The sequence below is a fragment of the Psychrobacter sp. M9-54-1 genome (assembly GCF_016613355.1).
Lineage (GTDB): Bacteria > Pseudomonadota > Gammaproteobacteria > Pseudomonadales > Moraxellaceae > Psychrobacter > Psychrobacter faecalis.
In genome coordinates this window covers 1-25,651 of record NZ_JADGFW010000022.1, presented here as the reverse complement: position 1 = coordinate 25,651, position 25,651 = coordinate 1, and the positions used below count along the sequence as shown (strand labels likewise).

General features: G+C 44.2%; 21 protein-coding genes. 9 read left to right on the top strand and 12 right to left on the bottom strand.

The features are described from left to right. Positions 1 to 1,401 (top strand): PepSY-associated TM helix domain-containing protein, encoded by a 1,401-nt coding sequence (locus IQ457_RS09205; RefSeq protein ID WP_200662923.1) that lies wholly within the window; start codon positions 1 to 3, stop codon positions 1,399 to 1,401. Positions 1,402 to 1,413: 12 nt separating this feature from the next. Here the strand turns inward: IQ457_RS09205 and IQ457_RS09200 are convergent, their stop codons facing one another. The 4 genes from IQ457_RS09200 to IQ457_RS09185 all read right to left on the bottom strand — a co-directional run bounded on the left by IQ457_RS09200 (position 1,414) and on the right by IQ457_RS09185 (position 5,713). Beyond that, complete coding sequence (locus IQ457_RS09200; RefSeq protein ID WP_200662922.1) at positions 1,414 to 2,184, bottom strand: iron ABC transporter ATP-binding protein; 771 nt, start codon at positions 2,182 to 2,184, stop codon at positions 1,414 to 1,416. A 52-nt stretch (positions 2,185 to 2,236) separates the two neighbouring features. Continuing rightward, a complete protein-coding gene (locus tag IQ457_RS09195; protein WP_200662921.1) occupies positions 2,237 to 3,331 on the bottom strand; it encodes an iron chelate uptake ABC transporter family permease subunit in 1,095 nt (364 codons plus the stop codon). A gap of 120 nt (positions 3,332 to 3,451) precedes the next feature. Beyond that, positions 3,452 to 4,561 carry an ABC transporter permease gene (locus IQ457_RS09190; protein ID WP_228706605.1) on the bottom strand — a complete coding sequence of 370 codons (1,110 nt, stop codon included), beginning with the start codon at positions 4,559 to 4,561 and terminating at the stop codon, positions 3,452 to 3,454. A 96-nt stretch (positions 4,562 to 4,657) separates the two neighbouring features. Then, complete coding sequence (locus IQ457_RS09185; RefSeq protein ID WP_191690457.1) at positions 4,658 to 5,713, bottom strand: siderophore ABC transporter substrate-binding protein; 1,056 nt, start codon at positions 5,711 to 5,713, stop codon at positions 4,658 to 4,660. Positions 5,714 to 6,069: 356 nt separating this feature from the next. Between IQ457_RS09185 and IQ457_RS09180 the strand changes: the two genes are divergently transcribed. From IQ457_RS09180 to IQ457_RS09170, 3 genes are all read left to right on the top strand, one after another. After that, on the top strand, positions 6,070 to 7,056 hold the full coding sequence (locus IQ457_RS09180) for an energy transducer TonB (RefSeq protein ID WP_200662920.1): 987 nt from the start codon (positions 6,070 to 6,072) through the stop codon (positions 7,054 to 7,056). 181 nt (positions 7,057 to 7,237) lie between these two features. After that, a complete protein-coding gene (locus tag IQ457_RS09175) occupies positions 7,238 to 7,930 on the top strand; it encodes a MotA/TolQ/ExbB proton channel family protein (protein WP_068407190.1) in 693 nt (230 codons plus the stop codon). A gap of 75 nt (positions 7,931 to 8,005) precedes the next feature. Continuing rightward, positions 8,006 to 8,407, top strand: coding sequence for an ExbD/TolR family protein (locus IQ457_RS09170; protein WP_068407187.1), 402 nt, complete (start codon positions 8,006 to 8,008; stop codon positions 8,405 to 8,407). A gap of 370 nt (positions 8,408 to 8,777) precedes the next feature. On the opposite strand, the gene IQ457_RS09165 is transcribed toward IQ457_RS09170, so the two are convergent. The 3 genes from IQ457_RS09165 to IQ457_RS09155 form a co-directional block, all read right to left on the bottom strand. Continuing rightward, a complete protein-coding gene (locus tag IQ457_RS09165; RefSeq protein ID WP_200662956.1) occupies positions 8,778 to 9,302 on the bottom strand; it encodes an IS630 family transposase in 525 nt (174 codons plus the stop codon). Then, the gene (locus IQ457_RS09160; RefSeq protein WP_200662919.1) at positions 9,271 to 9,627 is read right to left on the bottom strand and encodes an IS630 transposase-related protein; all 357 of its coding nucleotides are present in this window, start codon (positions 9,625 to 9,627) and stop codon (positions 9,271 to 9,273) included. The genes IQ457_RS09165 and IQ457_RS09160 overlap by 32 nt, the downstream gene beginning before the upstream one ends. Positions 9,628 to 9,712: 85 nt before the next feature. Then, the gene (locus IQ457_RS09155; RefSeq protein WP_242465401.1) at positions 9,713 to 10,252 is read right to left on the bottom strand and encodes a DUF2799 domain-containing protein; all 540 of its coding nucleotides are present in this window, start codon (positions 10,250 to 10,252) and stop codon (positions 9,713 to 9,715) included. A gap of 340 nt (positions 10,253 to 10,592) precedes the next feature. On the opposite strand from IQ457_RS09155, the gene IQ457_RS09150 reads away from it, so the two are divergent. Both IQ457_RS09150 and topA read left to right on the top strand, forming a co-directional pair. Then, the gene (locus tag IQ457_RS09150) at positions 10,593 to 11,162 is read left to right on the top strand and encodes a hypothetical protein (protein ID WP_200662918.1); all 570 of its coding nucleotides are present in this window, start codon (positions 10,593 to 10,595) and stop codon (positions 11,160 to 11,162) included. 281 nt (positions 11,163 to 11,443) lie between these two features. After that, positions 11,444 to 14,110, top strand: a complete 2,667-nt coding sequence (topA, locus tag IQ457_RS09145; protein WP_200662917.1) for a type I DNA topoisomerase — start codon at positions 11,444 to 11,446, stop codon at positions 14,108 to 14,110. A gap of 82 nt (positions 14,111 to 14,192) precedes the next feature. Here topA and IQ457_RS09140 read toward each other — a convergent pair whose 3' ends face one another. The 4 genes from IQ457_RS09140 to lon all read right to left on the bottom strand — a co-directional run bounded on the left by IQ457_RS09140 (position 14,193) and on the right by lon (position 19,920). Next, positions 14,193 to 14,750 (bottom strand): superoxide dismutase family protein, encoded by a 558-nt coding sequence (locus tag IQ457_RS09140; protein ID WP_144297007.1) that lies wholly within the window; start codon positions 14,748 to 14,750, stop codon positions 14,193 to 14,195. A 169-nt stretch (positions 14,751 to 14,919) separates the two neighbouring features. Then, positions 14,920 to 16,026 (bottom strand): META domain-containing protein, encoded by a 1,107-nt coding sequence (locus IQ457_RS09135; RefSeq protein ID WP_200662916.1) that lies wholly within the window; start codon positions 16,024 to 16,026, stop codon positions 14,920 to 14,922. Positions 16,027 to 16,065: 39 nt separating this feature from the next. Further along, positions 16,066 to 17,073, bottom strand: a complete 1,008-nt coding sequence (locus tag IQ457_RS09130) for a hypothetical protein (RefSeq protein ID WP_144297010.1) — start codon at positions 17,071 to 17,073, stop codon at positions 16,066 to 16,068. A gap of 249 nt (positions 17,074 to 17,322) precedes the next feature. Next, positions 17,323 to 19,920, bottom strand: a complete 2,598-nt coding sequence (lon, locus tag IQ457_RS09125) for an endopeptidase La (RefSeq protein WP_156508525.1) — start codon at positions 19,918 to 19,920, stop codon at positions 17,323 to 17,325. Positions 19,921 to 20,267: 347 nt separating this feature from the next. Between lon and IQ457_RS09120 the strand changes: the two genes are divergently transcribed. After that, a complete protein-coding gene (locus IQ457_RS09120; RefSeq protein ID WP_068407169.1) occupies positions 20,268 to 21,641 on the top strand; it encodes a Na+/H+ antiporter family protein in 1,374 nt (457 codons plus the stop codon). 516 nt (positions 21,642 to 22,157) lie between these two features. On the opposite strand, the gene IQ457_RS09115 is transcribed toward IQ457_RS09120, so the two are convergent. Further along, entirely contained in the window at positions 22,158 to 23,129 is a 972-nt protein-coding gene (locus tag IQ457_RS09115) for a 5-formyltetrahydrofolate cyclo-ligase (RefSeq protein WP_193032201.1), read from the bottom strand. A 141-nt stretch (positions 23,130 to 23,270) separates the two neighbouring features. Here IQ457_RS09115 and fumC point away from each other — a divergent pair, with 141 nt between their 5' ends. After that, a complete protein-coding gene (gene fumC, locus IQ457_RS09110) occupies positions 23,271 to 24,674 on the top strand; it encodes a class II fumarate hydratase (RefSeq protein WP_068407164.1) in 1,404 nt (467 codons plus the stop codon). A 433-nt stretch (positions 24,675 to 25,107) separates the two neighbouring features. After that, positions 25,108 to 25,539, top strand: coding sequence for an ACP-like domain-containing protein (locus IQ457_RS09105; RefSeq protein WP_068407161.1), 432 nt, complete (start codon positions 25,108 to 25,110; stop codon positions 25,537 to 25,539). Positions 25,540 to 25,651 lie beyond the last annotated feature (112 nt).

The window sequence follows — 25,651 nt, the reverse complement described above, 5'->3', positions numbered from 1 at the left end:
ATGACTTCACTTTCATTATCTTCTTTTGCATCGAATATACGCCGTATTTGTCTATGGATTCATCGTTATACTGGGCTTGTGATGGCAGGCTTTTTAATCATGGCTGGCATTACTGGCTCGTTATTGGCTTTCCATGCCGAGTTGGATGATGTGTTTAATTATAAATTGGCTCAAATTGAGCGGCAAGATGGGCCACAGCTTCCTATTGCAACCCTGCACGACAAGGTGATCACCGCCTATCCAGAGTACAATTTTTCTAGTATGCCAACATTATTAGAAGCGAATAAATCTGCGGTATTCTCGGTCGATAGAGCTAGAGGTCAAAGCGCTACAGATCAGCCTAAAGCCCCGTTTCAAGAGGTTTATGTCAATCCTTATAACGGCGATATCGTAGGAACGCGTGATAAAGACGCGTGGGCATGGCGTAATACCATGTGGAAGGTGTTTTGGTTGCACCGTGATTTATTGCTCGGCGATATTGGTAAGCTGCTGCTAGGTTTGATTGCCCTTATTTGGACGATTAACTGCTTTATTGGCTTTTACTTGACCTTTCCTAGAGCTATTAACGGTAAAAAAGCATTGCAGAAAACTGTACCTAAAACTACGCCTAAAAAACGTGCGTCTTTTATTAAGCGCTGGCTACCGGCGTGGAAAATCCGCCGCAAAACCAATACCTTTAAGCTCAATTATGATTTGCATCACGCTTTTGGTTTATGGTTGTGGCTGATGCTATTTGTCATTGCGTGGTCGAGTGTCGGTTTTAATTTAAAATCGGTGTATCAACCCGTGATGCAAGCAGTAGTTGGATTTGAAGGCAGAGAGGGTAAAAGAGAAGAAAAAGGCAAGTCAAAGACAACAGATAAATCGAGCGAGCAGGCTATGTCAGCCGTTGCACCAATGAGCACTGAAACGGGTAGTAATACCTTTGTTAATAAAGCGAATAGTATTGCGTATTTAACTGAGCAAGCGCATATTGCTGCGCAAAAAAATGGCGTAACCGTACAGCAGACATTGGGTATCCGCAGGCTTACAGAGGAGGAGCAATGGCAAATGCGTTTTAAAACCGACAAAGATGTCGGCACTCACGGTGGTGCCTCGTCTATCACAGTGTCTGCGGCGACTGGCAAAGTTGAAAAGGTTAATTTCGGTTATCAAAGCGTATTTGGTAATAAAATCGACCAATGGTGCTCAACCTTACATATGGGACATATTGGACAGGGTAACGCTCATTTACTGTATCAAATATTTTTAGCAATGATAGGGTTGGCCGTGGCAGTTTTGTCCGCTACCGGTGTGTATTTATGGGTCAAAGCTCGTCAAAGCCGATTAAAGCAAAAATTGACCATTAAAAATAAATTTTCAAACCATTACGGAAAACTAGCTATTAAAAAACAGTTATAAAACACCCCGTACTTAAACCGTATCGACAATCACGGGTCGGCCTTGATGGTTAAGGACAGTCACATCGACTTTGTATAGCTCTTTCATGGTTTCATGCGTGAGTACATCAACAGGCGCACCGGTTGCCAGTACGCGACCCTCTTTCATCGTCACTACCGTATCGGCAAATTGCGCCGCTTGATTGATGTCGTGCAAGACAATCACCACGGTTTTTTGCTCAGTATGACTCAATTCGCGCAGCTCACGCATCAGACGGCCAGCATGGTACATATCTAGATTGTTGAGCGGTTCATCAAGGAGTAGGTACGGTGTATCTTGGCAGACAATCATCGCAATCAGCACGCGTTGACGTTGACCCCCAGAGAGCGTCGATAAAAAGCGCTCGGCTAACGGCTCAAGCTCAAAGCGTTCGATAATTTCCTGCACTTTTTGCTGATCATCAGCCGTTGGTTGTCCTTGATGATAAGGATAGCGCCCAAACATCAGCAGCTCATGCACACGCAACCGACCTTGTACTTGGTTGTCTTGCCCAAGCATGGCTACGGTCTTAGACAGCGTTCGTGCATGACAGCTGACAATGTCATGCTCCTCATTCCCTATAACGAAACTGACCTGCCCTGATTGTAACGGTTGCAAGCGCGACATCACCGAAAACAGCGTCGATTTACCCGCACCATTTGGCCCTATTAAGGCAATCACTTGCGAGGGCGGTAAAGACAGGCTGATGTCATGCAGGATTTGCTGTTTGCCAATATGGTGGGAGACATTATTTACTTTAATCATAGCAGTTCTTGTTTTTAGAAAAATTTAACCGTTGCGTTTTAAAAAGTCATCATTAGCGGCGATAGGTCATAAATATGAGTAATAAAAATACCAAGCCGCCTGCCAATTCAATTACTACTGACAATACACCCGCCATGCCGAGTACTTGCTCAAATATAGTTTGACCGAGGACCAAGCAAATCATCGCCACCAAGCTGACCAATATCAGACGCTCACTGTGATACATATGGCGCGCGATACGATTGGTCAATGCGCAGACCAGTAAGCCAAAAAAAGTTACCGGACCGACCAAGGCGGTTGCCGTAGCGACTAATACCGCAATGACCGTTAATAGCACAAAGGCGAGGCGTTGATAGTTGATACCAAGGTTAATTGCTTGTGGTTTGCCCAGCATCAAGACATCGCATTGATAGCGCCAGCGCCAGATAAATAGCGCACTGATGACGCAAATAACAAAGCTAATGCCCAAAAGCTGCGGATTAACCGTATTAAACTGCGCGTAACTGGCCGATTGGACTACCACGAAGTCATCGGGGTTAATGAGCCGTGCAACCAGCGCTGATAAGCTGCGAAACAACACGCCAAAAATAACGCCTACCAGTATCAGCCGCGTTAAATCCTGACTGCTTTTTGAAAACAACAGTCGAAACAACAATAACGACGCGCCAAACATGAGGACGATTTCAAGGGTAAATTTGGTAATGGGGTTGATGCTGGTAAAACTAATTGCGCCTAAAAAGAACACCAATAAGCTTTGTAATAACACATACAGTGAGTCAAAGCCCAATAAGGAGGGTGTCAAAATAGGATTGTGGGTTAAGGTTTGAAAGAGCAGGGTCGATACGCCGATGGCATAACCGACGACCATTAGCGCCAGTAATTTTTTACCGCGTAATGGCAGGGCAAAGTCCCAATAGCCGTTGACGTTAAGTGTCAAAAACAGTGTCATTGAGATAAGTAAGATAATCGCGGCAATGGATTTTGGATGACTGGCGATAAAGGTCCAAAGTTTTGCTAAAGGGTTTTGAGTAGAGGTATCTTCAAGGCTGTCATTTTCTAAAGTAGCATTTGCTAGAGCGCTCTTTTTTGCCGAGCCAGTCTTGGTAGAATTGTCATTTATAAAGTTATGCTTAGACGATGAGAACATGAATAAATCCTACTATGCTACCTTCAATAGTAACAACGCCAAGCTTATCTAATCAGACAACAGGACGAATAAATTAAGAAAATTGTTAATAATCAGGCAGCGACAAGATTGCGCTAGGGCTTATTGCTCAGCAGGCGCACGTAATAACAACCATAAAAATATCACCGTGCCGACCACACCAAAAACTGTCGCCACAGGCACTTCAAAAGGATAACGAATGGAGCGCCCGATAATATCACAAAGTAGCACGGCTGATGCGCCCAAGAGCGCGACTGCAGGCAAGCTGCGACGTAATTTATCGCCCATGATGCGGCTAACGATATTGGGTACGACCAAACCGATAAAGGGAATCATACCAACGGTTACGACGACGACAGCGCTCATCATCGCCACCATGCCAACGCCAAGCCACGTCACTTGCCGTTTACTAATCCCCAAGTTTAGCGCGATATTGTCGCCTAAACCAACGATGGTCAGTTTATCAGCGATAATATAAGCCAGCACGCACAGTGCGCCCGTCAACCAAAGCAGCTCGTAACGTCCAGCTAATACCGAAGAGAAGTCGCCAAATTGCCAAACGCTAAGCATCTGTAGCGATTCCGTTTGGTAGGCGATAAAAGTGGTTATCGCCTCGATAATGCCACCAAAGACAATACCAATCAGTGGAATCATCAAAAAATCCGTCGGCGGAACGCGATGTATCAGCAGCATAAAGAGCATCATGCCCGCGACTGCCGCAATGGTTGCGACACCCATTTTGACCAGTAGCGCGCTGGCTGGGAACAATAAACTGACTACCAGTAATCCCAATGCGGCGCTTTGGGTTGCCCCAACCATCGAGGGTTCCACAAAGCGGTTTTTCAGCACCACTTGAATAATCATCCCAGCCACCGCCATCGCGATACCCGTCAAAATAATGGCAACGGTGCGCGGAATACGGCTCACCAACATTAATGAGCTATCAGAGTTGGCGCTTTGACTGATAAGGCTTTGCAAAATACCTGACCACGAAAAATCTGCCACCCCAATGGATAAGCTTAATAACACCAAAAGCCCCATAATAATGAGGCTGGCTGTGTTTATTAACCACGGCGGTATCGCAGCGCGGCGCTTTTTATCACGGGCGTAGCGGCTGCCACTACTTGCACTCGGCTGCCAGCTTGATGGCGCAGCTGGCAGAGTAGAGCTGGTTTTAACGCTGGCTTGAGCACGAGGTGAAAATAATGGCATAACGGCTACTGGCTTACGAATAGGGTGTGAAAAATTTTATGGATAGCAACTGTCATAAGCAACAGCTGCTACTTGTATCTTGTATAGCGTCAAAATTTATTTTGCCTTAGTAAAGGCGTTTTTAATCGTCGTTAAATCCTGTAGCCACTGATAATAACCACCAAAGGCTAAGTAAGAGTCTGGGCTTAGATACACTACCTGGGCTTTATCCCACGCAGTGGTTTGCGCCACCAGTGGGTTGTCCAATACGGCTTTGGCACCCGCACCATCTTCACCGATTGCAGCGCTACGATCGACGACGAACAACCAATCTGGATTGGTCTTTTGTATGTATTCAAATGAGATAGGCTGACCGTGACGCGCATCAGTGATTTTATCATCTGCCATTGGAATATCTAATACGCTGTGAATAAAACCATAACGCGACTTATCACCATAGGCTGACAGTTTATTGCCATTGACCATAACCACCAAGCCTTTGCCTTTATTTTCTTTGGTTAAGGCTTTGGTCTCGTCAATCAGCGTGTCAATATTGCCTTGCAATTTTACTGCTTGATCGCTTTTGCCAAATAACGCACCCAAATCGTGTAAGCGCTGCTTGCTTGACTCATAAATATTTGCCGTATCAATGCTCATATCCAGCGTGGGTGCGATACTCGATAGCTCATTGTATTTTTCTGCCATACGCGAGCCGATCAAAATTGCTTGCGGCTGCATGGCGTTCAACGCTTCAAGATCAGGCTCAAATACCGTGCCGACTTCTTTAGGATCCGGATGTACTTTTGACTGTAAGTTATCTAAAAGTAGCCCACTTGGCATACCGTCAACCGCTACGTCAAGCGCCGCCAAATCTTGCATCAAGGTCATATCATAAACGACCAATGGTGATGGATTCATGGCCAAATCGACTTTACCTTTTACCGTATCAACTGCGATGGTCGCAACAGAAACGTTGTCATTTTCAGCTACATTCGAGGCCGCATCAGCCGTTTGGTTTTCAGCTTTGGTTTCTGTTATCTCATTATCACTTGAATCAGGCGAACTACAACCTGCTAAGCCAACACTAGCAATGAACGCGGTCATCATGGCGGTCAATAATGGACGTTTAACAAGGAGGCTTGCGGTACGATTAGAACATAAAGTAGTAGTCATAAATAACTCGGTATATCAAAGGTTTGGTTGGTATTGTTATAAGAATGCTAAAAAAACAGCAGAATAATGATAAAAAATAGCGGCTTTATAATTAAAGTTTTACGATCATTTGCTATTTTCACTATAAAAACAATTGCCATAATAAAGTAATTGAGACTTATTATCAATATTAACGATAATGGTTTTTATTAACTGACTTTTCATTCATTAAATTTTTAGTTTTAAACAACTTTGCTCAAGAACTTTGCTTAAGATAGGCAGTAAAAAAATGGAGAGATTAATAATTTACTATTGATAATAGTTATCGTTTGCATTATTATCTACGCTATTCTATAACGGTTAAATGTTAGGGTGTTATGAGTTCAACGGATTTAGAGGCGCCACCACTTAGATTGATACTTATCGCTATTATTTTAGTGGTCGGGCTACACCTGCTTACCGCAATCGCTTTGGTGATCATCAAAGCGCCTACGCTTAAAGATGAGTCCATTAAAGAGACGCCGCCGCTTGAAATCCAAATGGTCACATTACCTACTCAACCCATCGAAAACGTGGTTACTGAGGTAGAGGAAGTGCCGCAAAGTAAAGCTGAATCTATACCAACGTCTAAACCCGAACCCAAGCCTGAACCAAAAACGCAACAAAAAATGAAAGCGGTTACGCCAGTAGATCCAGTGGTAAGAGAAGAAGAACCAATCGTTCAGAAAGAAAAACCTGTACAGACGCCGCCTATAAAAGAACCACCTGTAAAGAAAAAAATAGAAGACAAGCCACCAGTTATTGATAAGTCAGTCGCTGACGAACAGCGCCGTATAATAGCTGCGCAGGCAGAAAAGACAGCGCAACAAGCGGAAAGACAAGCGCAAGCAAAAGCGCTGCAAGAAGCGCAGGCGCAAGCGGCTCGTGACGCTCAAGCGCAGGCAGACGCCAATGCCGCTAAAGAGGCGGCGCAAAAAGCAGCGCAGGCAAAGGCTGAAAGAGAAGCGGAAGCCGCTGCTCGAGCAAAAGCAGAGGCTGCAGCCAAAGCTGCGGCTGCGGCAAGTAATGAGCCTGTCAATTTTACCGCCAGTGCTGCGAACTGGGCATCGGCGCCAAACTTTAGCTTTCCTGACCGCGCCGCTCGCCGCGCCCGTTCGGGAGATACGCTCAACGTGGTGTTGGTATTAAGAGTCAATAAACAAGGCGGTATCGATAGCATACGTGTGGCCCAATCGTCAGGAAATCCGCTGTTAGATAAAGAAGCACAGCGCCAAGTGCGTTCAGGTAAATTCAAACCCTTTACCAAAAACGGCGCGCCAGTGGTCGGCAATGTCACCCTGCCAATTGCCTATGCGGTTCCTTAAATATAAAAGACTGGGTGTAGAAAAGCGCATTTATACAAGCAGATATAAAACAACCGACACATACAAAATATAGTGAAACACAGCGAAATATAGCAACGATGTACGAAAATAGTTATCAAAACTCGTACTGCTAACAATCATAAAATGACAAGTAACGACATCCCACATTAAGGAGTCTGATATGGACTTTACAACCTACTGGCAATATAGCGATATGGTGACCAGAACCTTATTCTTTTTGCTTCTTGTTTTATCTATTGCCTCTTGGGTGACGGGTATCATTCGCATATTGCAAAGTCGCAAACTGGCAGCTAGCGTCGCCGATGATTTGAGTGCGCAGATTCATAGTAAGCAGGTCAGTTTGGTTGAAAGCGATGCCGCGTCTCGGCGTTTGGTGATTGAGCAGACGTTACTCAAGCATATCGGTCGCTATCGTTTTGCCAGTGAGCGCGGTTTGCCGATACTTGGTACGACAGCAGCAATCGCGCCGTTTATCGGTCTGTTTGGCACGGTCTGGGGTATTTTCCATGCGCTGCATAATATCGGTGTCAGTGGTCAGGCAGGATTAGGACAAGTCGCAGGACCTGTCGGTGAGGCTCTTATTATGACTGGTTTAGGGATTGCTGTTGCGATTCCGGCGGTGGTGTTTTATAACCTTGCGATACGTATCAATCGCCGCGTCATGTATCACGCCAATGATAGAGCGCATGATTTATTGGCACAATCTAGCGAGCTTGCTGCAGTGCAACAAGCGCCAATTCAAAAGCCAGCAGTCCAACGTGATACTACTAATCAAGTAACGCAGTTAACGAAGCAGTCAAATGCAGATAAACAAGCTGAGCATTATCATAAATCCGCACCATCGCAGTTGTAGTGATGGTTCAGTAGAGATAATAAGCCAAAAAAGCACGAGCAGCAAAGACGACAATTAACGGTATTGAGAACAATTATGGCATTTCAATTGGGTGACGATGACAGTCAAAGCATGAATGAGATGAATCTTATTCCGCTTATCGATATCATGCTGGTATTGATGATTATCTTTTTATTGACAGCGACCGTACTGAATCCAACGGTGCCATTGGATTTACCGAAAACCAGTGCCGAGGTCAATGAAACACCGCCCGAGGCGATTCAAATTAGCATCGATAAAGATGCAGGTTTGTTTTGGGATGACAAGCCTATCAGTATAGAAGCATTAGAAGTGCGTCTGCAAGAACAGTCGGCGAATGGCAAGGATCCTTCTATCCAGCTGCGTGCCGATAAAGAAAGTAGGTATGATACCGTGGCGCAAGTATTAGCGGCAGCCAGTCAAGCAGGATTAACGAAGGTGGCTTTTGTTAACGAGTAAGGTTTAAACGACTGATTAATACAGTTGAGCAGTAAAAATAGTTTTTAAAACAATAAGCTAGCAAGATAAATAAGTAAGCTTAGTAATAAGAAAATAACCACGACAATAACAAGAATAATTAAAATAATAAACTTTCTCTCCCGCCTCGCTTGGGCAACCTTGCGAGGTTATCTTTTTTTAGCAACCCTTAAGCCAATTTAGTAGACTGTATGGCATTCGGTGGGTGATATAGTGAGTGAAAAGTAATATCGATACATCACGCACTGCTGATATCAATTTTTCTTGCTTGCTGTGCCTACGCAGACAGAGGCTACAAAAAATTGGTATCAGCAATACCGTCGCGCTTTCAGGATATTTTGACTATATATAGTCAGTTTAAAATAAAATTGTTATGACCAGGATAAATATCATAAAATAATTTAGATAAGTCATTTTGCATCCAGCCTTGCCGCAGAAACTTCACCTGTGCCCATTTCTTTTCGATAGGGTTTAGGTCTGGGCTGTACGGCGGCAACCATAAAATACGATGACCATGTCTATTAAGTAGCTTTTGAATACGCTTACTCTTATGAAATCGAGCATTATCCATCAAAATCACGCATTTGGTTTTAAGACTTGGGATTAGGGTTTGTTTGCACCATTCGTAGAATATGCTGCTGTTAATGTTGTGCTTAAAGTAATCTAGTGCAAACAGCATCTTTTCATAGAGAGCACCGATAACGTTGGTTCGCTTTTTACCTTGCCAGTTGTAGCTATCGATACAAGGCTTACCAATCGGTGCATAACCATGAGAGCGAATGGTCTCGTGCTCAAAGCCGCTTTCGTCCATATAAACAATGGGATAGCCTTGCTGCGTAAAGCTATCAAGCTTTCCCTGATACGCCGCTCTTTTTATTGGGCACGCTTTTGGATGCTCTAATGTCTTTTTTTTGACTGATACCTAGGCGCTTTAGGGCATGATAAATGCCTGTTTTACTACAGTTTAAACGACGTGCTCGCTCATACTGGTAATCATCAGGATGTTCTTTGACATCATTAAGTAGCACGTCATCTGGTATTTTATAGGGTTTGGTTTGCCTGGTTGCTTTGCTCTGAACACGTCTCTTCCAGTTTTGTATGGTGGTTGGGCTGAGATTATAGAATTCAGCCGCCCCGGCAAAGGTCATACCCTCGTCTAAGCTTTTTAATACTTGTTTGCGAAAATCTAGTGAGTAAGTCATGGTCTTTATAATAACAATTGAATTTGATAATTAGCTTATAACACTTTTAAGTGGTCTTGGCTATAGCGAGCATTAATCATAGTAATTACCAAGCATAACCAAACGGGCGATAACCATAGCCAAAGCGTCCAGGTCCATAACCGAACGGATACGGCGAGCGCAGATAATCAAGGTCGCGCTGACGCATATAATAGTAGCGTCCTTGTGCGTAGGCTTCCTCAAGTTTTTCGATGCCTTCGAGCGGACAAACTGGCTGCCAATCATAACCTTCGCGGCCAAGTTTATAGGCATTGAGCTCGGTACAGTAGTTTTTTAGTCCTTGCTGACGACCTTGCTCCCACAATATGCGGTTTGGCGTTGCGCCAACGACACTTGCGCATTGATTGGTATAATTGCCAAAGTAAGCACCTGAGCGTCCATGAAGTCCATCGACATAACCGACTTCTTGCCAATTGCTATTTTGGCATTGTTCAGGCGTCAGACTTTGGGTGGTCGCGCAGCCCGATAAAGTCAGTAAAGCTACGCCTACTAGCGAGATGGTCAGCCCAGATTTACCCATAAGTTTGCCGACACCTTTACTTACTGATGCAGCAGTCGATGAGTTTTGTTTAAGAAGATAATTCATAATAAACCTGCGCGCGCTTAAAATTATGGTTTATCATAGCACCTTTTTAGGCGACCAACTTTTTGCATCTTGTTATCGAATCAGTGGTTTTATGTACTAAGTATTTGATATGCCACTATAAATAGCAAGGCGTTGGTAAATGTCAGGTGTGCCTAGCAACTAGCCCTTTATAGAAGATAGTATTTACGAGCGTTTGTTTTTTAAAGGTTTACGCTCATTATAAGCGACTAGATAGTCGCCGTTTATATTTAAGCTGTTATATAAAGAGCCACGCTGATAGATTATTCAGCACGTTTTAATCACTAGCACACCATTAATTTTGTTAAAAGGTCAGACTGTTATGGGAATGTGGATTGCGATCGCCATTGTACTATTTGTATTAGGGAGTATGATGGCGCTCAAACCTAGCGGTATCGACCAGCGTTTGGATAAGCTGCGTATGACGGCGCGCCGTTTGCAGCTCAATCCCAAGTTAGTTACTTGCCCTGATTGGGTAAAAGGCCGTGACAATGAGTATGGTCGCGGCATGATTGGGCAATATGGTTTGGTGCTCGATAATGTCAAACTGCCATTAACTCGCTATCAGGTGTTAGATGGACAATGGCGTCCGGCAAGTAACGCCAGCAGTAGTGATAACAATAGCAGCGACAACAACAGCTTAAACAATAGCTTACCTGTACAAGCCAATTTTAGCTTGGATAAAGAACCTTTAGCGCTGCCAGCCAGCATCGAGCCATTTGTGAAAGCGTTATTGGTGAAGTCGAATAGCATTGTTATTTATTGGGAAGATATTGCTTATGTGCGTCCGGCGACCAATCCTGCTTATCAGCAGCAAACGATTGAAAGCGACTTATTAATCATGAAAGAGAACCTTGAGAAATGGGCATTACAGATGCAAAAGTCGGCATAAAAAACGCACGGTGCTAGTAAAAAATTTTTTCGTCTCCATAAAGAGGCAATATGCAAGTCCTTTTGGCAAACTCTCAGTCATTTTAAGTTGACAGCTTAACGCTTTGCAGTGTAACGTCTTTATAACTGTATCTATGCGTTATGGTTATTGTTTGTTTTATAACCGTTTTTATCGGCCGCCATTACTACAATAATTCGCTGAGCCATTATAACTAACTATTATAAATTGCCAGCTGCCGAGTTTATCCTTATTTTAATTTACTTATTATGGTGTCGTCACTTATGGCAAAAACCGCAACCAAAAAAAGCCCAGCCACGGCAAAAGACCAACCCAAAGGCAAGTCTTTGGTGATTGTAGAATCACCCGCCAAGGCAAAAACCATTAATAAATACTTAGGCGACGACTTTATCGTCCGCTCAAGTATCGGTCATGTCCGTGATTTGCCAGTGGGCGCGAGCAAAAGCGCGAAGAAGCCAGCCGCGAGTAAAAAAGATGACAGCCTAAGCAAAGAAGAAAAAACCCAGCAGGCATTGGTACGGCGCATGGGCGTCGACCCAGAACATGACTGGGCGGCTGTCTATGAGGTATTGCCTAATAAGACCAAGGTTATCAAAGAGCTAAAAGCCCTCGCCAAAGACGCTGACAAAATCTATCTAGCAACGGATATGGATAGAGAAGGGGAAGCGATTGCTTGGCATCTCAAAGAAGTCATCGGCGGCGCAGACAGTAAATATGAGCGCGTGGTCTTTAATGAGATTACTAAATCCGCCATTCAAAATGCCTTTAAACAGCCCTCAAAGCTCGATATTGACCGCGTGAACGCGCAGCAAGCGCGGCGCTTTTTAGACCGCGTCGTTGGTTTTATGGTATCGCCGCTACTTTGGCAAAAAGTCGCTCGCGGTCTGTCAGCTGGTCGCGTGCAGTCGGTCGCCATGCGTTTGGTCGTCGAGCGTGAGCATGAGATTCGCGCCTTTATTCCAGAAGAATACTGGCAGATTCACGCCGATACTCATGTTGCTGATAGTAAAGCCAAGAAAGCGGCAGACGCTGAGCACATTGCGATTCGTCTAGAGGCAACCAAGCAAGACGGCAAAACGCTAAAGCTTGTTAATAAAGAGCAGACCGATAAAGTCCTAGAAGTTCTTAATTCAAACGACTTTATCGTGAAAGAGCGCGAAGAGAAGCCAACGCAGTCGCGTCCGAGTGCGCCGTTTATCACCTCGACATTGCAGCAAGCTGCCAGTACGCGCTTGGGCTTTTCAGTTAAGAAAACCATGATTTTGGCGCAGCGTTTATACGAAGCTGGTCATATTACTTATATGCGTACCGATTCGACTTTCTTGTCTGGTGATGCATTAGCCGCCGTACGTGGCTATATCGAAGACAGTTATGGCAACAAATACGTGCCAGAAAAGCCAAACTTCTATGGCAATAAGCAAGGCGCACAAGAGGCGCATGAGGCGATTCGTCCGTCTAACGTCAATATGAAATCGACGCAGTTAAAAGGCGTTGAGCGTGATGCCATTCGTCTATATGAGCTGATTTGGCGTCAGTTTGTCGCTTGTCAGATGACGCCTGCGAAATACTTATCCGTGAATCTATTTGTCGCTGCCGGCGATGTCGAGCTAAAAGCACGCGGTCGCACCCTAGTGTTTGATGGCTTTACTAAAGTCATGCCACCAGCGAAGACTGACGATACTTTATTACCTGATGTCAAACAAGGTGATAAGTTAACGCTCGATAAGCTCGATCCGAGTCAACACTTTACCAAGCCGCCACCGCGTTACACAGAGGCAAGCCTTGTCAAAGAGCTTGAGAAAAAAGGCATCGGTCGACCTTCGACTTATGCGTCTATCATCTCAACCATTCAAGATCGCGGTTATGTGAAGCTTGAAAATAAACGTTTATTTGCTGAAAAAATGGGCGATATTGTCACCGACAGATTGACGGCAAGTTTCCCAGATTTGATGGATTATACCTTTACCGCTGCGCTAGAAGACAAGCTTGACCATGTTGCTGAAGGCGATACCGACTGGAAAGATGTCCTCGATAACTTTTATGGCGACTTTAAAAAGACTCTAGATCGTGCCAAAGAAAAAGATGGTATGCGTCCGAATGATCCAACCGATGTGCCAGACGTCCATTGCGATATTTGCGATCGTCCGATGCAACTACGTACCGGCTCAACGGGTGTATTCTTAGGCTGTACTGGCTATAATTTACCGCCAAAAGAGCGCTGCAAAGGTACCAAGAACTTGATGCCAGTCGAAGCGTTTGCCAATCTTGATGATGGCGACAGCGATGATGAAGCAGCCGAAGTTAAAGATTTGATGGAGAAAAAACGCTGTCCGAAATGCGGAACGGCGATGAATGGCTATATCGTCGATGGTGGTCTAAAGCTGCACATCTGTGGTAATAATCCTGATTGCGACGGCTATATCCTAGAAGAAGGTAAGTTTGAAGTACCGGGTTCAGATGCGCCAACCATCGACTGTGATAAATGCGATGGACAGATGGAACTAAAAACCGGACGTTTTGGGCCATACTTTGCTTGTCAGAAATGTGACAATACCCGTAAGGTGCTTAAAACCGGTGAAGCGGCACCGCCACGTATGGAGCCAATCCATATGCCGGAGCTAAAATCGACCAAACATGATGATTACTTTATCTTGCGTGAAGGAGCGGCTGGAATGTTCTTAGCGGCGTCTAAGTTCCCAAAAGTACGCGAGACCCGTCCACCAAAGCTGGCTGAGCTACGCGAAATCAAAGATAAGATGGAAGATAAGTTCCAGTATCTGTTTGCAGGTCCAGACGAAGACCCAGATGGCAATCCAACCATTCTACGTTGGTCACGGAAGAAAAAAGAGCAGTATATTGGCTCTGAGAAAAACGGCAAAGCCACCCGTTGGGGCGTGTACTGGCGTAATGGCGAGTGGGTAGAAGAGTAAACCTCTTTAATCACCTTATCTTTAAACCATAAAAAACCTCTTAGATAATCTAAGAGGTTTTTTGCTATTAACTTTTGGGCTATCAGTTCTTTTCGATGATACCGCAAGCAACGCGATCGCCTGCGTTACCAGCAGGCTGGCTCTTATAATCATCAGCACCGCTATGGACGATAAAGGCTAGACGGTTAACACTGTATTTACCTGCATCAGCGGCAGAGATTTTCTTATTCACATAGTTGATAGTAGCAACGCCATTCGCATCGGCGGTTAAGTTCGGCAAATCTCCTGGATGACCATTCATATCATCAGGATGAGAGTGCGGTTTTTTGTCTGGATTAAAGTGACCACCAGCCGCTTTACCCATATCGGCACAGCTACCGGTTTCATGAATGTGCAATGCCACAGTCTTGCCGGGCTGCAAATTCATTAGCTTACCGTAAACTTGGACACCGCCATCGACTGGGCGTAAAAATACTTGACCCACTTCGTTTTTATTACCAGCGACTGCATTGATGGTAGATTTCAACGCAGGTTGGTTAAGTGGATTGCCCGTTTGCATTTGACCTTTGACGGTTTGGCAACCTGTCATCGCTAGAGCTGAACCACATAATAGCGCACTTGCAAGCATCGTCTTATTCATTATTATCTCCATTTATATTTATTTGTTGTGATAAATTTCTGTTATTTATCAAAATACTCAAACATTGCTCAATGTCGCAATCAGTATAGCTAAGGTTTAAATATAACTATTCATCAAATGCGCAACAATCAGTTAATAAATGTAAATAACGTATGCGTTTGAAAAAGGTTTACAGCGTTTTCTTTACTTCGTTTTGCCAAATGAGGGTTTCGCCTGTTGCCATCGTTTGCAATAAATTATAACGAGGCATATCAGTTTGATTGTCTGCTGTTGGCGATAGCGGTTGTGAAGGCTGCAAACTTAGCATTAGCTGACTGCTGCTATCACGCATCAAATCAAACAAAGCGGACTCGATTCTATTGCCTGTCTCACCGCAGCCCATTACAGTGCTGATGATGGTGCCGACTTTGAAAGTATTATCATTGAGTAAAAAATAGGGCGCGCGCGAGCCGTTACAGCCTGAGCTAAAGGATGCGTATTGATTGTTAGGCCAACTCTCAAAGCTCGCTGAAATAGGGTAATCAGGGTGATAAAAATTGCCCAAAGGTTTTCTATTTAACTCCCCTTTTTTATCATAAGCATTACTGACGGCACTCACCAGCGTCCAATGATATTTCTCCAAAAGCTCGTTAGTGATGGGCAATCCAGTGGCAGTAGGTATCGCTTTGGCTGTGCCTGAGAATATTAAGCGATTACCGTTTTCGATATTAAGTGCCAAGCGTTTAGTGGCAGCTTGTGTGACGACTGGCGCTGATTCTGATGTTAAATGCGAAGTTGGCAATAACTCAAAATTAAGCCTAACAGGTGCGTACTTAACAAATAACGATTGAATACTATTATCCTCTTTAATTGCAGTATCAGTATTATTGTCGTCATGACAAGTTGTGGGTACTTTAGCAAGATGAGAATAATAGGGATAAGGCGGCGCGGACATCGACTGAAAATCTATCATATACTGTTCACAGCCTTGATAAAATCTGACTGCACTGGGTTCTATTGCTAAGGTAATCGGTGCAAAATTTTCGATGTCGACTATGTTACCGTTTTGATTAATCACTTGTGCCAACTGCCAATCATAATGAGCTACCCATTGCATTACTTGTGATTCTTTAATTACTATCTGGTCAGTAAAGTTAGATTTATCTTTAGTAATAGGTGTGTTGACGATAGTGGTCTGCTGGGTACTATTCAATGGCGCCGACTGGCAACCCATTAATCCCACTGCTACAGACAAGCTGATAATAGTTAATGAGCGCTTTATAGTTGGCAGGAGCATTGTAAAATCCTTTTTAAAAAATATGAAAATGAATAGAGGCTAAGGTATTTTCTTTACTTCGTTTTTCCAAATGAGTGTTTCGCCTGAATCAAAAGTTTGCAATAGGTTATAGCGCGGAAAATCGGTTTGGTTTTTTGACTGAGATTCTGATGAAATAGACGGCTGTAGGCTTAAGCTCAGGGTGCTTTTACTGTTACTAACCAGCTTAGAAAGCTCATTTTCAATTCTATTGCCAGTGATGCCGCAGCCCATGACGGTTTGCATTCCTGAGCCAACTAGCAAGGTATAATCTCTCATCAAAATATATGGACCACCGACGCCATTACAGTTTGAGTTAAATGACGCATATTGACTATCATCATATCCTCTAAATATCAACGATACTGGAAACTCTGGATGATAAAAATCACCAATAGATTGTCGAGATATAATCTTTCTATTAACATCAAAAGTATTACGAACGGCGCTCTTTAGCTGCCAATCGTAACGCTCTAGTAATGCATTATCAATTGGTAATCCCGTTGGTTTTCTAAAGGCTAGAGGCTTACCTGTGAATATTAATGTATTGCCATTCTCGATTTTAATCATCAAATTTTTCGGTGCCATTTGAATGTTGTCGAGCTTATTTTCTGCTACTGCTGACAGCGTAATCCCTAATTTTAATAGGCCGTTTTTAGGAAATAGCGCTTCTATATCGCCTTGATTCATTTTATTGCTAGGGGTGTTTTTACAGTCAGAGGGTTTTTGTCTAAGATCGCTACCATACTCAAAAGGTGGCGCATCCATCCACCCAAAGTCGATTGAAAAATGCTGGCAGCCTTGAAATAAGCTTAATGAGCTGGGCGCGACTGCTAAAGTAATGGGATTAGCCGTGTCGATATTAACAAGGTTTCCTTTCTGATCTTTGACGTGTGCCAATTGCCACTGATAATGGCTTGCCCATTGCAGAGTTGTGGCTTTAGTAGGTTCTGGAGCCTGCCCTTTAATAGCTGGCGTTTGCTGTGTTGGCGCAGACGTCATCTTGTCGGGAACAGGAAGTGTTGTCATAATGCTCGGAACAACGTTAGGCTGACAACCCATTAGACTTACTGAAAACCAGACAGCTGAACATGCACATAGAGCGAAACGATTTAAAATCAAGTGTTTTAAAATCATAATTATTACCAAATAAACATTTGTCTAAAATATAGCACAAGGTCTTAACTAGATTGTTTTTTATTATTGCCAAAAAAGAGCCGCCCATCATGACGATGAGCGGCTCTTTAATTTGTAAGACTGGATTAGTAACTAATCAGATTAGTTATGCAGCGCTTTGCCTGAGGTTTTATCAACCGTCACTTTGGCAGGTTTCAGCGGCACTGGCATACTGACCAATGCTACTTTTAATATCTCATCAATCGTCGCTACTGGCTGGATGGTCAATCCTTCTTTGACATTATCAGGGATATCGGCCAAGTCACGCTCGTTGGTCGCTGGAATCAAGACGTGCTTGATGCCACCGCGATGCGCAGCTAGCAGCTTCTCTTTGAGACCACCGATACGTAGGATTTTACCGCGCAAGGTAATCTCGCCTGTCATCGCAATATCTGGACGAATGGCAATGCCCGTCAAGGCAGAGACCAGCGCTGTCGTGAGCGCACCACCAGCCGATGGACCGTCTTTCGGGGTCGCGCCTTCTGGCATATGCACGTGGACGTCAGTAGTTTTAAAGGTCTCGTAATCAATCCCTAAGCTGTCACCGCGGGCACGTACTACGCTCATGGCAGCACGAATCGACTCTTTCATTACATCGCCGAGTGACCCTGTAAAGCTCAGCTCGCCTTTACCTTTCATCGCCACCGCTTCGATGGTTAATAGCTCGCCACCGACTTGTGTCCAAGCAAGCCCAGTCACGCGACCAATCTCAGGCTCTTCTTCTGCTAGACCGTAGTCGTACTGATGCACACCTAAATAGTCATCGATGTTTTTGTCATCGACTACTACCAGCTCACGTTCGGCTTTTTTCGGAGCACGTGCACCATGGGTTTCAACCGAACCGCGAACCACTTTACGGCAGATTTTATTGACTTCACGCTCAAGGTTACGCACACCTGCTTCACGCGTATAGCTACGCACGATGCTGTGCAATGCCGCTTCAACGATTTCAATTTCACCTTCTTTCAGGCCATTATTTTTAATCGCTTTTGGTACAAGGTATTTCTGCGCGATATTGACCTTTTCTTCTTCCGTATAACCCGGCAGACGAATGACTTCCATACGGTCAAGCAGGGCAGGTGGAATATCCATGCTGTTAGCGGTACAGATAAACATCACTTGCGATAAATCTAAGTCCATATCTAAATAATGGTCGTTAAAGGTATCGTTCTGTGAAGGGTCTAATACTTCAAGCAATGCTGACGCTGGATCGCCGCGGAAGTCTTGCGCCATTTTATCGATTTCGTCTAATAAGAATAGCGGGTTTTTAACTTCGACTTTCGCCAGTGATTGAACGATTTTACCTGGCATCGCACCGATATAAGTACGGCGATGACCACGGATTTCCGCTTCATCGCGGACGCCACCAAGTGCCATACGTACAAACTTACGACCCGTTGCGCGCGCAATTGACTCACCCAATGAGGTCTTACCGACACCCGGAGGACCGACTAAACAAAGAATCGGACCGCGCAGTTTTTTCACCCGCGATTGTACGGCAAGGTATTCTAAGATGCGGTCTTTCACATCTTGCAAGCCATAATGGTCTTCGTCTAAGACAGTTTTCGCTTTATCTAAATTGATAGACACTTTGGTCGTCGCATTCCACGGCGTATCCAAAATCCATTCAATATAGTTGCGCACCACTGATGATTCACTCGATGCAGGCGGCATCATTTTAAGTTTTTTCAGCTCTTGCTCGGCTTTTTTGCGCACATCTTCTGGCAAGTCAGCATCTTCTAAACGCTGCTCAAGCTCAGCCACATCATCTTCATCGAACGCGCCGTCATTCATATCTGACAGCTCGTTTTTGATGGCTTTCATCTTCTCGTTTAAGAAGTATTCGCGCTGATTGTCTTCCATTTGCTGACGAACGGCATCTTGGATATCTTGCTCGATATTTTGCTCAGCGCTTTGTTTAACGAGATATTCGGTCAAGGTATTGATGTGGGTTTTGATATCGTCTTCTTCTAAGAATGACTGCTTAATATCCAAATCCATCGACACGCGGGTTGAGATAAAATATACCAGCTCAAGCAAATCATCGATGCGTTTCGCCACGCGAGTTAGCTCACGAGCATTACGCAGACGAGCATCGGCATAGCCTTCAAATAACGTCGTTAAGGCTTGAATGGTGTTTTTTTGTTGGCTCTCACTCATGCTGATATCGAGATCAGCACGCGTAAAGCTTGCCATCAATAGCTCGTCGTGATTTTCAATATTATCAACGCGCGCACGGTATTGACCTTCGATCAATACTTTGATGCAATTTTCATCGCTATCATGCGGCATAGTGCTGACGATGCGGCACACCGTTCCGTACTGATACAAGTTATCTTGATCAATATCTTCGGTTAGCGAGTCTTTTTGCGCCACGACCAATACTTTATTGCCATACTCAGCTTGTGCCAATTCCACGGCTTTTACCGACGGCGCACGGCCGACAAATAAGGCAATTTGCATATGCGGATAAACAACCACATCACGCAATGCTAGTAGCGGCAGATAACTCTCTTCGCCATCTTTTGCCTTAACGTTTTCAGCTTCGATGTCTTCAGCGCTGTCTTGAATAGTTTCAGACGCCGAGACGTTTTCTAAGGTATCGTCAGATGAAGTATTTAGCGCCTTATCATCAGCAACGTTAGATGAAACGTCGACATCGATGTCGATATTGTCTTGGGCAATTTTATGTTCACTCATATATTCTTCCTCGTTCACCAGACTTGTAAAGTCAAGTTAGTGGTTCATGTTTAGATAAATGGTGTTGCTAAATGAAATTGCAAGGCTATATGACGAGCCGTCATGACAATCATGACAATATTGCGTCTTTATTTGCAGGGTCGCTCCTGTCTGCTCAGTTTTGCGCGTGGGATTTATAGCTAAAATCAGGTAAAATGACGCGCGTCTTAACCGCTCCGTTCAAATAGCAACTATATGGGTTAACGTGTGAGTTAAAACGCTAGGGCGAAATAAATAGGTCGGCAATGTGATAATAGCGTGCCAATAGTCAATAGCGGACCAAAAAACATAGGGTAAGGGGCGAGAATATGACCATCAATGCGGTGCTACTAGCGGTAGTCATCATGCTAGGCCTGTCTTTGGCGCGGGTACACGTGGTACTCAGTTTATTAATCGGCGCGCTGGCAGGTGGGCTGATTGCGGGTCTTGGTATGACCGATACCTTGAATGCCTTTCAAGAAGGTATCCGTAATGGCGCGCAAATCGCGTTGTCTTATGCCTTATTGGGCGCTTTCGCGGTAGCGATTGCGCATTCGGGCTTACCGCAGTCTTTGGCAGGGGCGGTGATTAAACGCATTGATGCTGGCGGGGCAGGTATAGGTGCAGGCGGCATGATTAAATACATGCTGTTTGCAGGGCTCGTCACCATGAGCTGCTTTAGCCAAAACTTAATCCCGATTCATATCGCCTTTATTCCTCTGCTTGTACCGCCTTTATTGCTTGCCTTTAATCGCATGCAAATCGATAGACGCCTAATTGCCTGTCTGATTACTTTTGGTCTGGTGACCACTTATATGTTTATCCCTTATGGCTTTGGCGATATTTATCTTAATCAAATCATGCTTAAAAACGTCGGTGAAGCCGGTATTGATGTATCGAATATTTCGGTCACCAAAGCTATGGCGATTCCGGCACTTGGTATGCTCGTTGGTTTGCTAGTGGCGGTATTTATCAGCTATCGTAAGCCGCGCCAGTATGCCCAATTAGCCATTGATAAAGAGGCTCGCGATGCGGTAGTAGAAAAAGACGCGTTAAGCAAAACAGCTGCCGATGCCCAAACGCAAAGTAAAATGAAAACCATCGTCGCGCTAATTGCTATCGTCACAGCCTTTGTCGTACAGCTCTATACCGATTCATTATTACTCGGCTCAATGTTTGGTTTTGGCGTCTTTATGGCAACCGGCGTGGTCAAATGGCGTGATGCTGATACCGTTTTTAATGACGGTATCAAATTGATGGCGATGATTGGCTTTATTATGATTACCGCCCAAGGTTTTGCCGAAGTGATGAAAGCGACCGAACAGATTCAGCCGTTGGTTGATGGTGCGGCATCGTTGTTTGCAGGTAATAAAGCGATGGCTGCGTTTATTATGCTACTCATTGGCTTGATTGTGACCATGGGTATTGGTTCGTCTTTTTCAACTATTCCTATTTTGGCGGCGATTTATGTACCACTATGTATCTCTTTAGGGTTCTCACCTTTAGCAACCGTGGCGATTATCGGTACAGCTGGCGCGCTTGGCGATGCCGGTTCGCCTGCGTCAGACTCGACGCTTGGACCAACCTCTGGTCTAAACGTTGATGGTCAGCACGACCATATCAAAGACAGTGTGGTACCGACCTTTATCCATTACAATATTCCGTTATTGGTATTTGGCTGGATTGCGGCGATGGTGTTGTAAAGCTATCAAAGTTAAGTAGAGTTTGGTGTAGGCTAGATTTTTAACCCAGCTTTAAAATATCAATTACCTTGTTATTAAACTGATTCTCTACGAAAAAATCGCCTTAAAAAAAATAAACAGACCTGCCGAAAGCAAAGCAATAAAAATAGTAAAGATGACAGGAATGTCCAAAAAATCATTCCACCTAATGACGGCGGTGCATGCATCGCCATCATACCGAAACCAAATAAAAATAAAATGCTAGTCAACAGCATAGCGAAGAACTTCCAGCGACTATCCATATATACATCCATAGTTACCAGTAGGCTTAAGTGAAACAGCATCGCCATTATTAATATAACGACTAATTCTATAGGATAGGGGTGCGGAGGAGGAATATTCTGAACGTGAAGTAAATAGGGATCTGTGCTAAAACCTAACGTGATAATAAGACCGACGAAAATGATCCACAAGATAGTAAAAACTACCCTTAGTGGTTTTGAGCGAAAGTAGCTCATTGTTGACTTTGCAAATCCTTTATGGGTCTTTATTGTCATCTTCAAAATCCCCAATCTCACCAGTTAAACTAGCCAAAAACTCATCACTTTGCGCCAGCAACTCATTTAAGCGTTTCTCATTAACCACCTTTGCTAATTCGTCGGAGTTGAAGGATTGTTCTTGACTGTAGTAGAGCTTCTCTCTAGCGTCATCATCTCCCGATGCTCGTAAGTACGTATCAACACTATCAGCGCTAGATGCTTTGTCATGGCGGCTTGTAATCTGATTTCGTTTAAACCACCTCAAGCCACTTGGCGTAATTATGCCATCCAATGGTACATCCCATGGTTGACGTTCTAATTGCTCAACCACTTGAAAATCATAGCACCAACCAATTTTCAATGGTTTTTTTAACCCTGCCTGATGGCTTTTACCAAGCGTTGTATCATAAAAACCGCCACCCATGCCCATACGATTGCCGCTATTATCAACCGCCACTAATGGACAGATAATGACGTCTAACTCTCGTGCCCATAATAACCTGCGATGATGGTTTTGATTCATACCTAAGCTGTGAATGCGCGTCGGTATATTCAGCAGTTTCGACTGATAAATAGGCACAAAGCGCAGACGTTTATCATCATTACCATTTCTAGTACGACCTAGCGAACCAACCACTGGCAGATACGGCTGATAATTCGAACGTATAATCCAGTCCAACAGTGGCTGAGTGGGCAGCTCACCAAAGCCATCATAATATAAGCCAATACGCGCATGCGGAGGTAAGCGCTGTTGCAACTTGATTAAATGTAAACTTGCCATGTGCGCATATCGTCTACGCTCGCCAGCCGTTAATTGCCGACGCTGGCGGGTAAATTGTCGTCTGGGTGGATTAGCCAAGCTATCAGCGGTTTTGACATCGTTTTTTGAGTGAGCGTCATCAGCCGATAACTTAGAAAGCGAATCAGATAATGCAGTAGCAGAATGTTGTTGGCCGGTGTTTTTAGACATCAGTTAGCCTCACGGACTTGGAGAAATTTGTGATAAGTCATGCTATCATAACGCCACTTTACATCGTATTTTCCTTTATGTGCAGCGTGTGTTGCACTTTTTTCAAAGCAGCTATACAACAAACCATCAAAGAGGGTAGTTATGTCGACACAGAATCAGGCAACTCGTACCGAAAAAGATACCATGGGCAACGTGGAAGTCCCAGCTGACGCTTATTGGGGTGCGCAAACTCAGCGTAGCCGTGAGAACTTTAAAATCGGTGGCGAGACCTTGCCACGCCCGATGATTGAAGCAATGGCATTAGTGAAAAAAGCCGCTGCGATTACCAATGCGAGCCTTGAGCGTATCGAAGGCGATAAGCGCGATTTAATCGTGCAAGCTGCTGACGAAGTCATCAACGGCGGTCTAACGGATCAGTTCCCATTGGTGGTATGGCAGACAGGTTCTGGTACCCAGTCAAACATGAACATGAACGAAGTATTGGCCAACCGTGCTAACGAAATCGCTGGCAATGAGCGCGGCAGCTATACGCCGATTCACCCGAATGACCATGTTAACCATGCACAGTCTACCAACGACAGCTTCCCAACCGCGATTCGTGTTGCTGCTGCTCGTCAGATCAATAGCCTGCTTATCCCAGCGGTAAAAGCATTGCGCGATACGTTAGATGCTAAAGCCAAAGAATTCGATAGTATCGTTAAAATTGGTCGTACCCATTTGCAAGACGCGACGCCTTTGACCCTAGGTCAAGAATTTAGCGGTTATGTCAGCCAGCTTGACCATTCATTAACTCGTATCGATAACGCGCTACAAGGTCTATATGAATTGCCACTAGGCGGCACAGCGGTTGGTACAGGTCTAAACGCCCATCCTGATTATGCGGTAAAAGCGGCTGAGCAATTGGCTGAATTAACAGGCTTACCGTTTGTCACTTCACCAAATAAATTTGAAGCGCTAGCCGCTCGTGATGCTGAAGTATTTGCTTCTGGCGCACTCAAAACGCTAGCTGGCAGCTTAAATAAAATCGCTAACGACGTCCGTTGGTTAGCATCAGGTCCTCGCTGTGGTCTAGGCGAGTTGACGATTCCTGAAAATGAGCCAGGCTCATCTATCATGCCGGGTAAAGTAAACCCAACCCAGTCAGAAGCAATGACCATGGTCGTCGCGCAAGTGATGGGTAACGACGTCACCATCAGCATGGCAGGTGCGTCAGGTAACTTTGAGCTTAACGTTTATAAGCCAGTGATTGCCTTTAACTTGTTGCAATCTATCAAGCTATTGGGTGATGCGTGCAATAGCTTTAATGAAAATTGTGCGGTTGGTATTGAGCCAGTCAAAGACAAAATCGATGACTTCTTGCATAATTCATTAATGCTAGTGACTGCTTTGAACCGTCATGTCGGTTATGAAAACGCAGCAAAAATCGCCAAGACTGCTTATAAAGAAAACAAAACTTTGAAGCAAGTTGCCGTTGAGCTAGAACTATTAACTGAAGCGCAGTTTGATGAGTGGGTAACCCCTGCTGATATGGTGCATCCTTCTTAAGTCGTTGACCGAATAACGACCTGCTACGGTGTCAGACTCGCTTAATGTACGACAGGTGCAATTTGCGCTCATCTTCCTTGTAGCAGTGTGATATTTGTTCCACTGAGAAGTCAGTTATTTGAAAAGACCTTGCCATCCTTTATAGAGGAATGAGCAGGGTCTTTTTTTTGCCTATGAATTAAGGCGCATACATCGCGCGCAACAATGTCTTACGCTCAGACAACAAGCATACTAATAGTTATAACAGCGCAAACAAAAATTTTAATTAGAATATGTGTATAGATAAGGGCTCGTGAATGAAAGTTTTAAAAAAAATTTTAAATCACGACAAAGATAATAAGAGCGAACGATTAGACTAACTAAAAATAGTTCGCCGCTAACGTCCATATTTTTCTTATCTATGACTATTCTATTTATATCATTGAGGTAATTTATGAAAAAGTTAACTGCCGCTCTATCATCAGCGGGTATTATGATGGCGATGTTGGGTTCTGGTTCTGCCATGGCTTACTCGGACCAAGTGATGGAGCCAAGCGAGAGTTATGATACCGCTGTTAAAATTAGACAAGTCAACTATACTTGCCAAAGCGATAAGAAAATCAGCGTGACTTACGGTTTTAACAAAGAGTATTTACCGACCTTTGCAGAAGCCAATCTAAATGGCAAAAAAAGATTTTTACCAATTAACTTAGGTCGTTCTGACGATGTCGATACCGTGTTTGGTGATGAAGACAACTTTAGTACTATGACGGGTGCGCTGCGTTTGAATAACTATCATAAATCATCGGCTAATATCCAAAACGCTAGCCGTGAAATCCTTTATAAAGGCTGTAATGTTGCCTCTATCAAAAAGCTTAAAGGCTAGTTTTTAGCAGGTTAATAGAGTTAGATAAAAAAAGACCTTGTCATATAATGTGGCAAGGTCTTTTTTTATTGCATATACGTGCTTAACCCCAATTCGGGATAAGCGCTCAAAA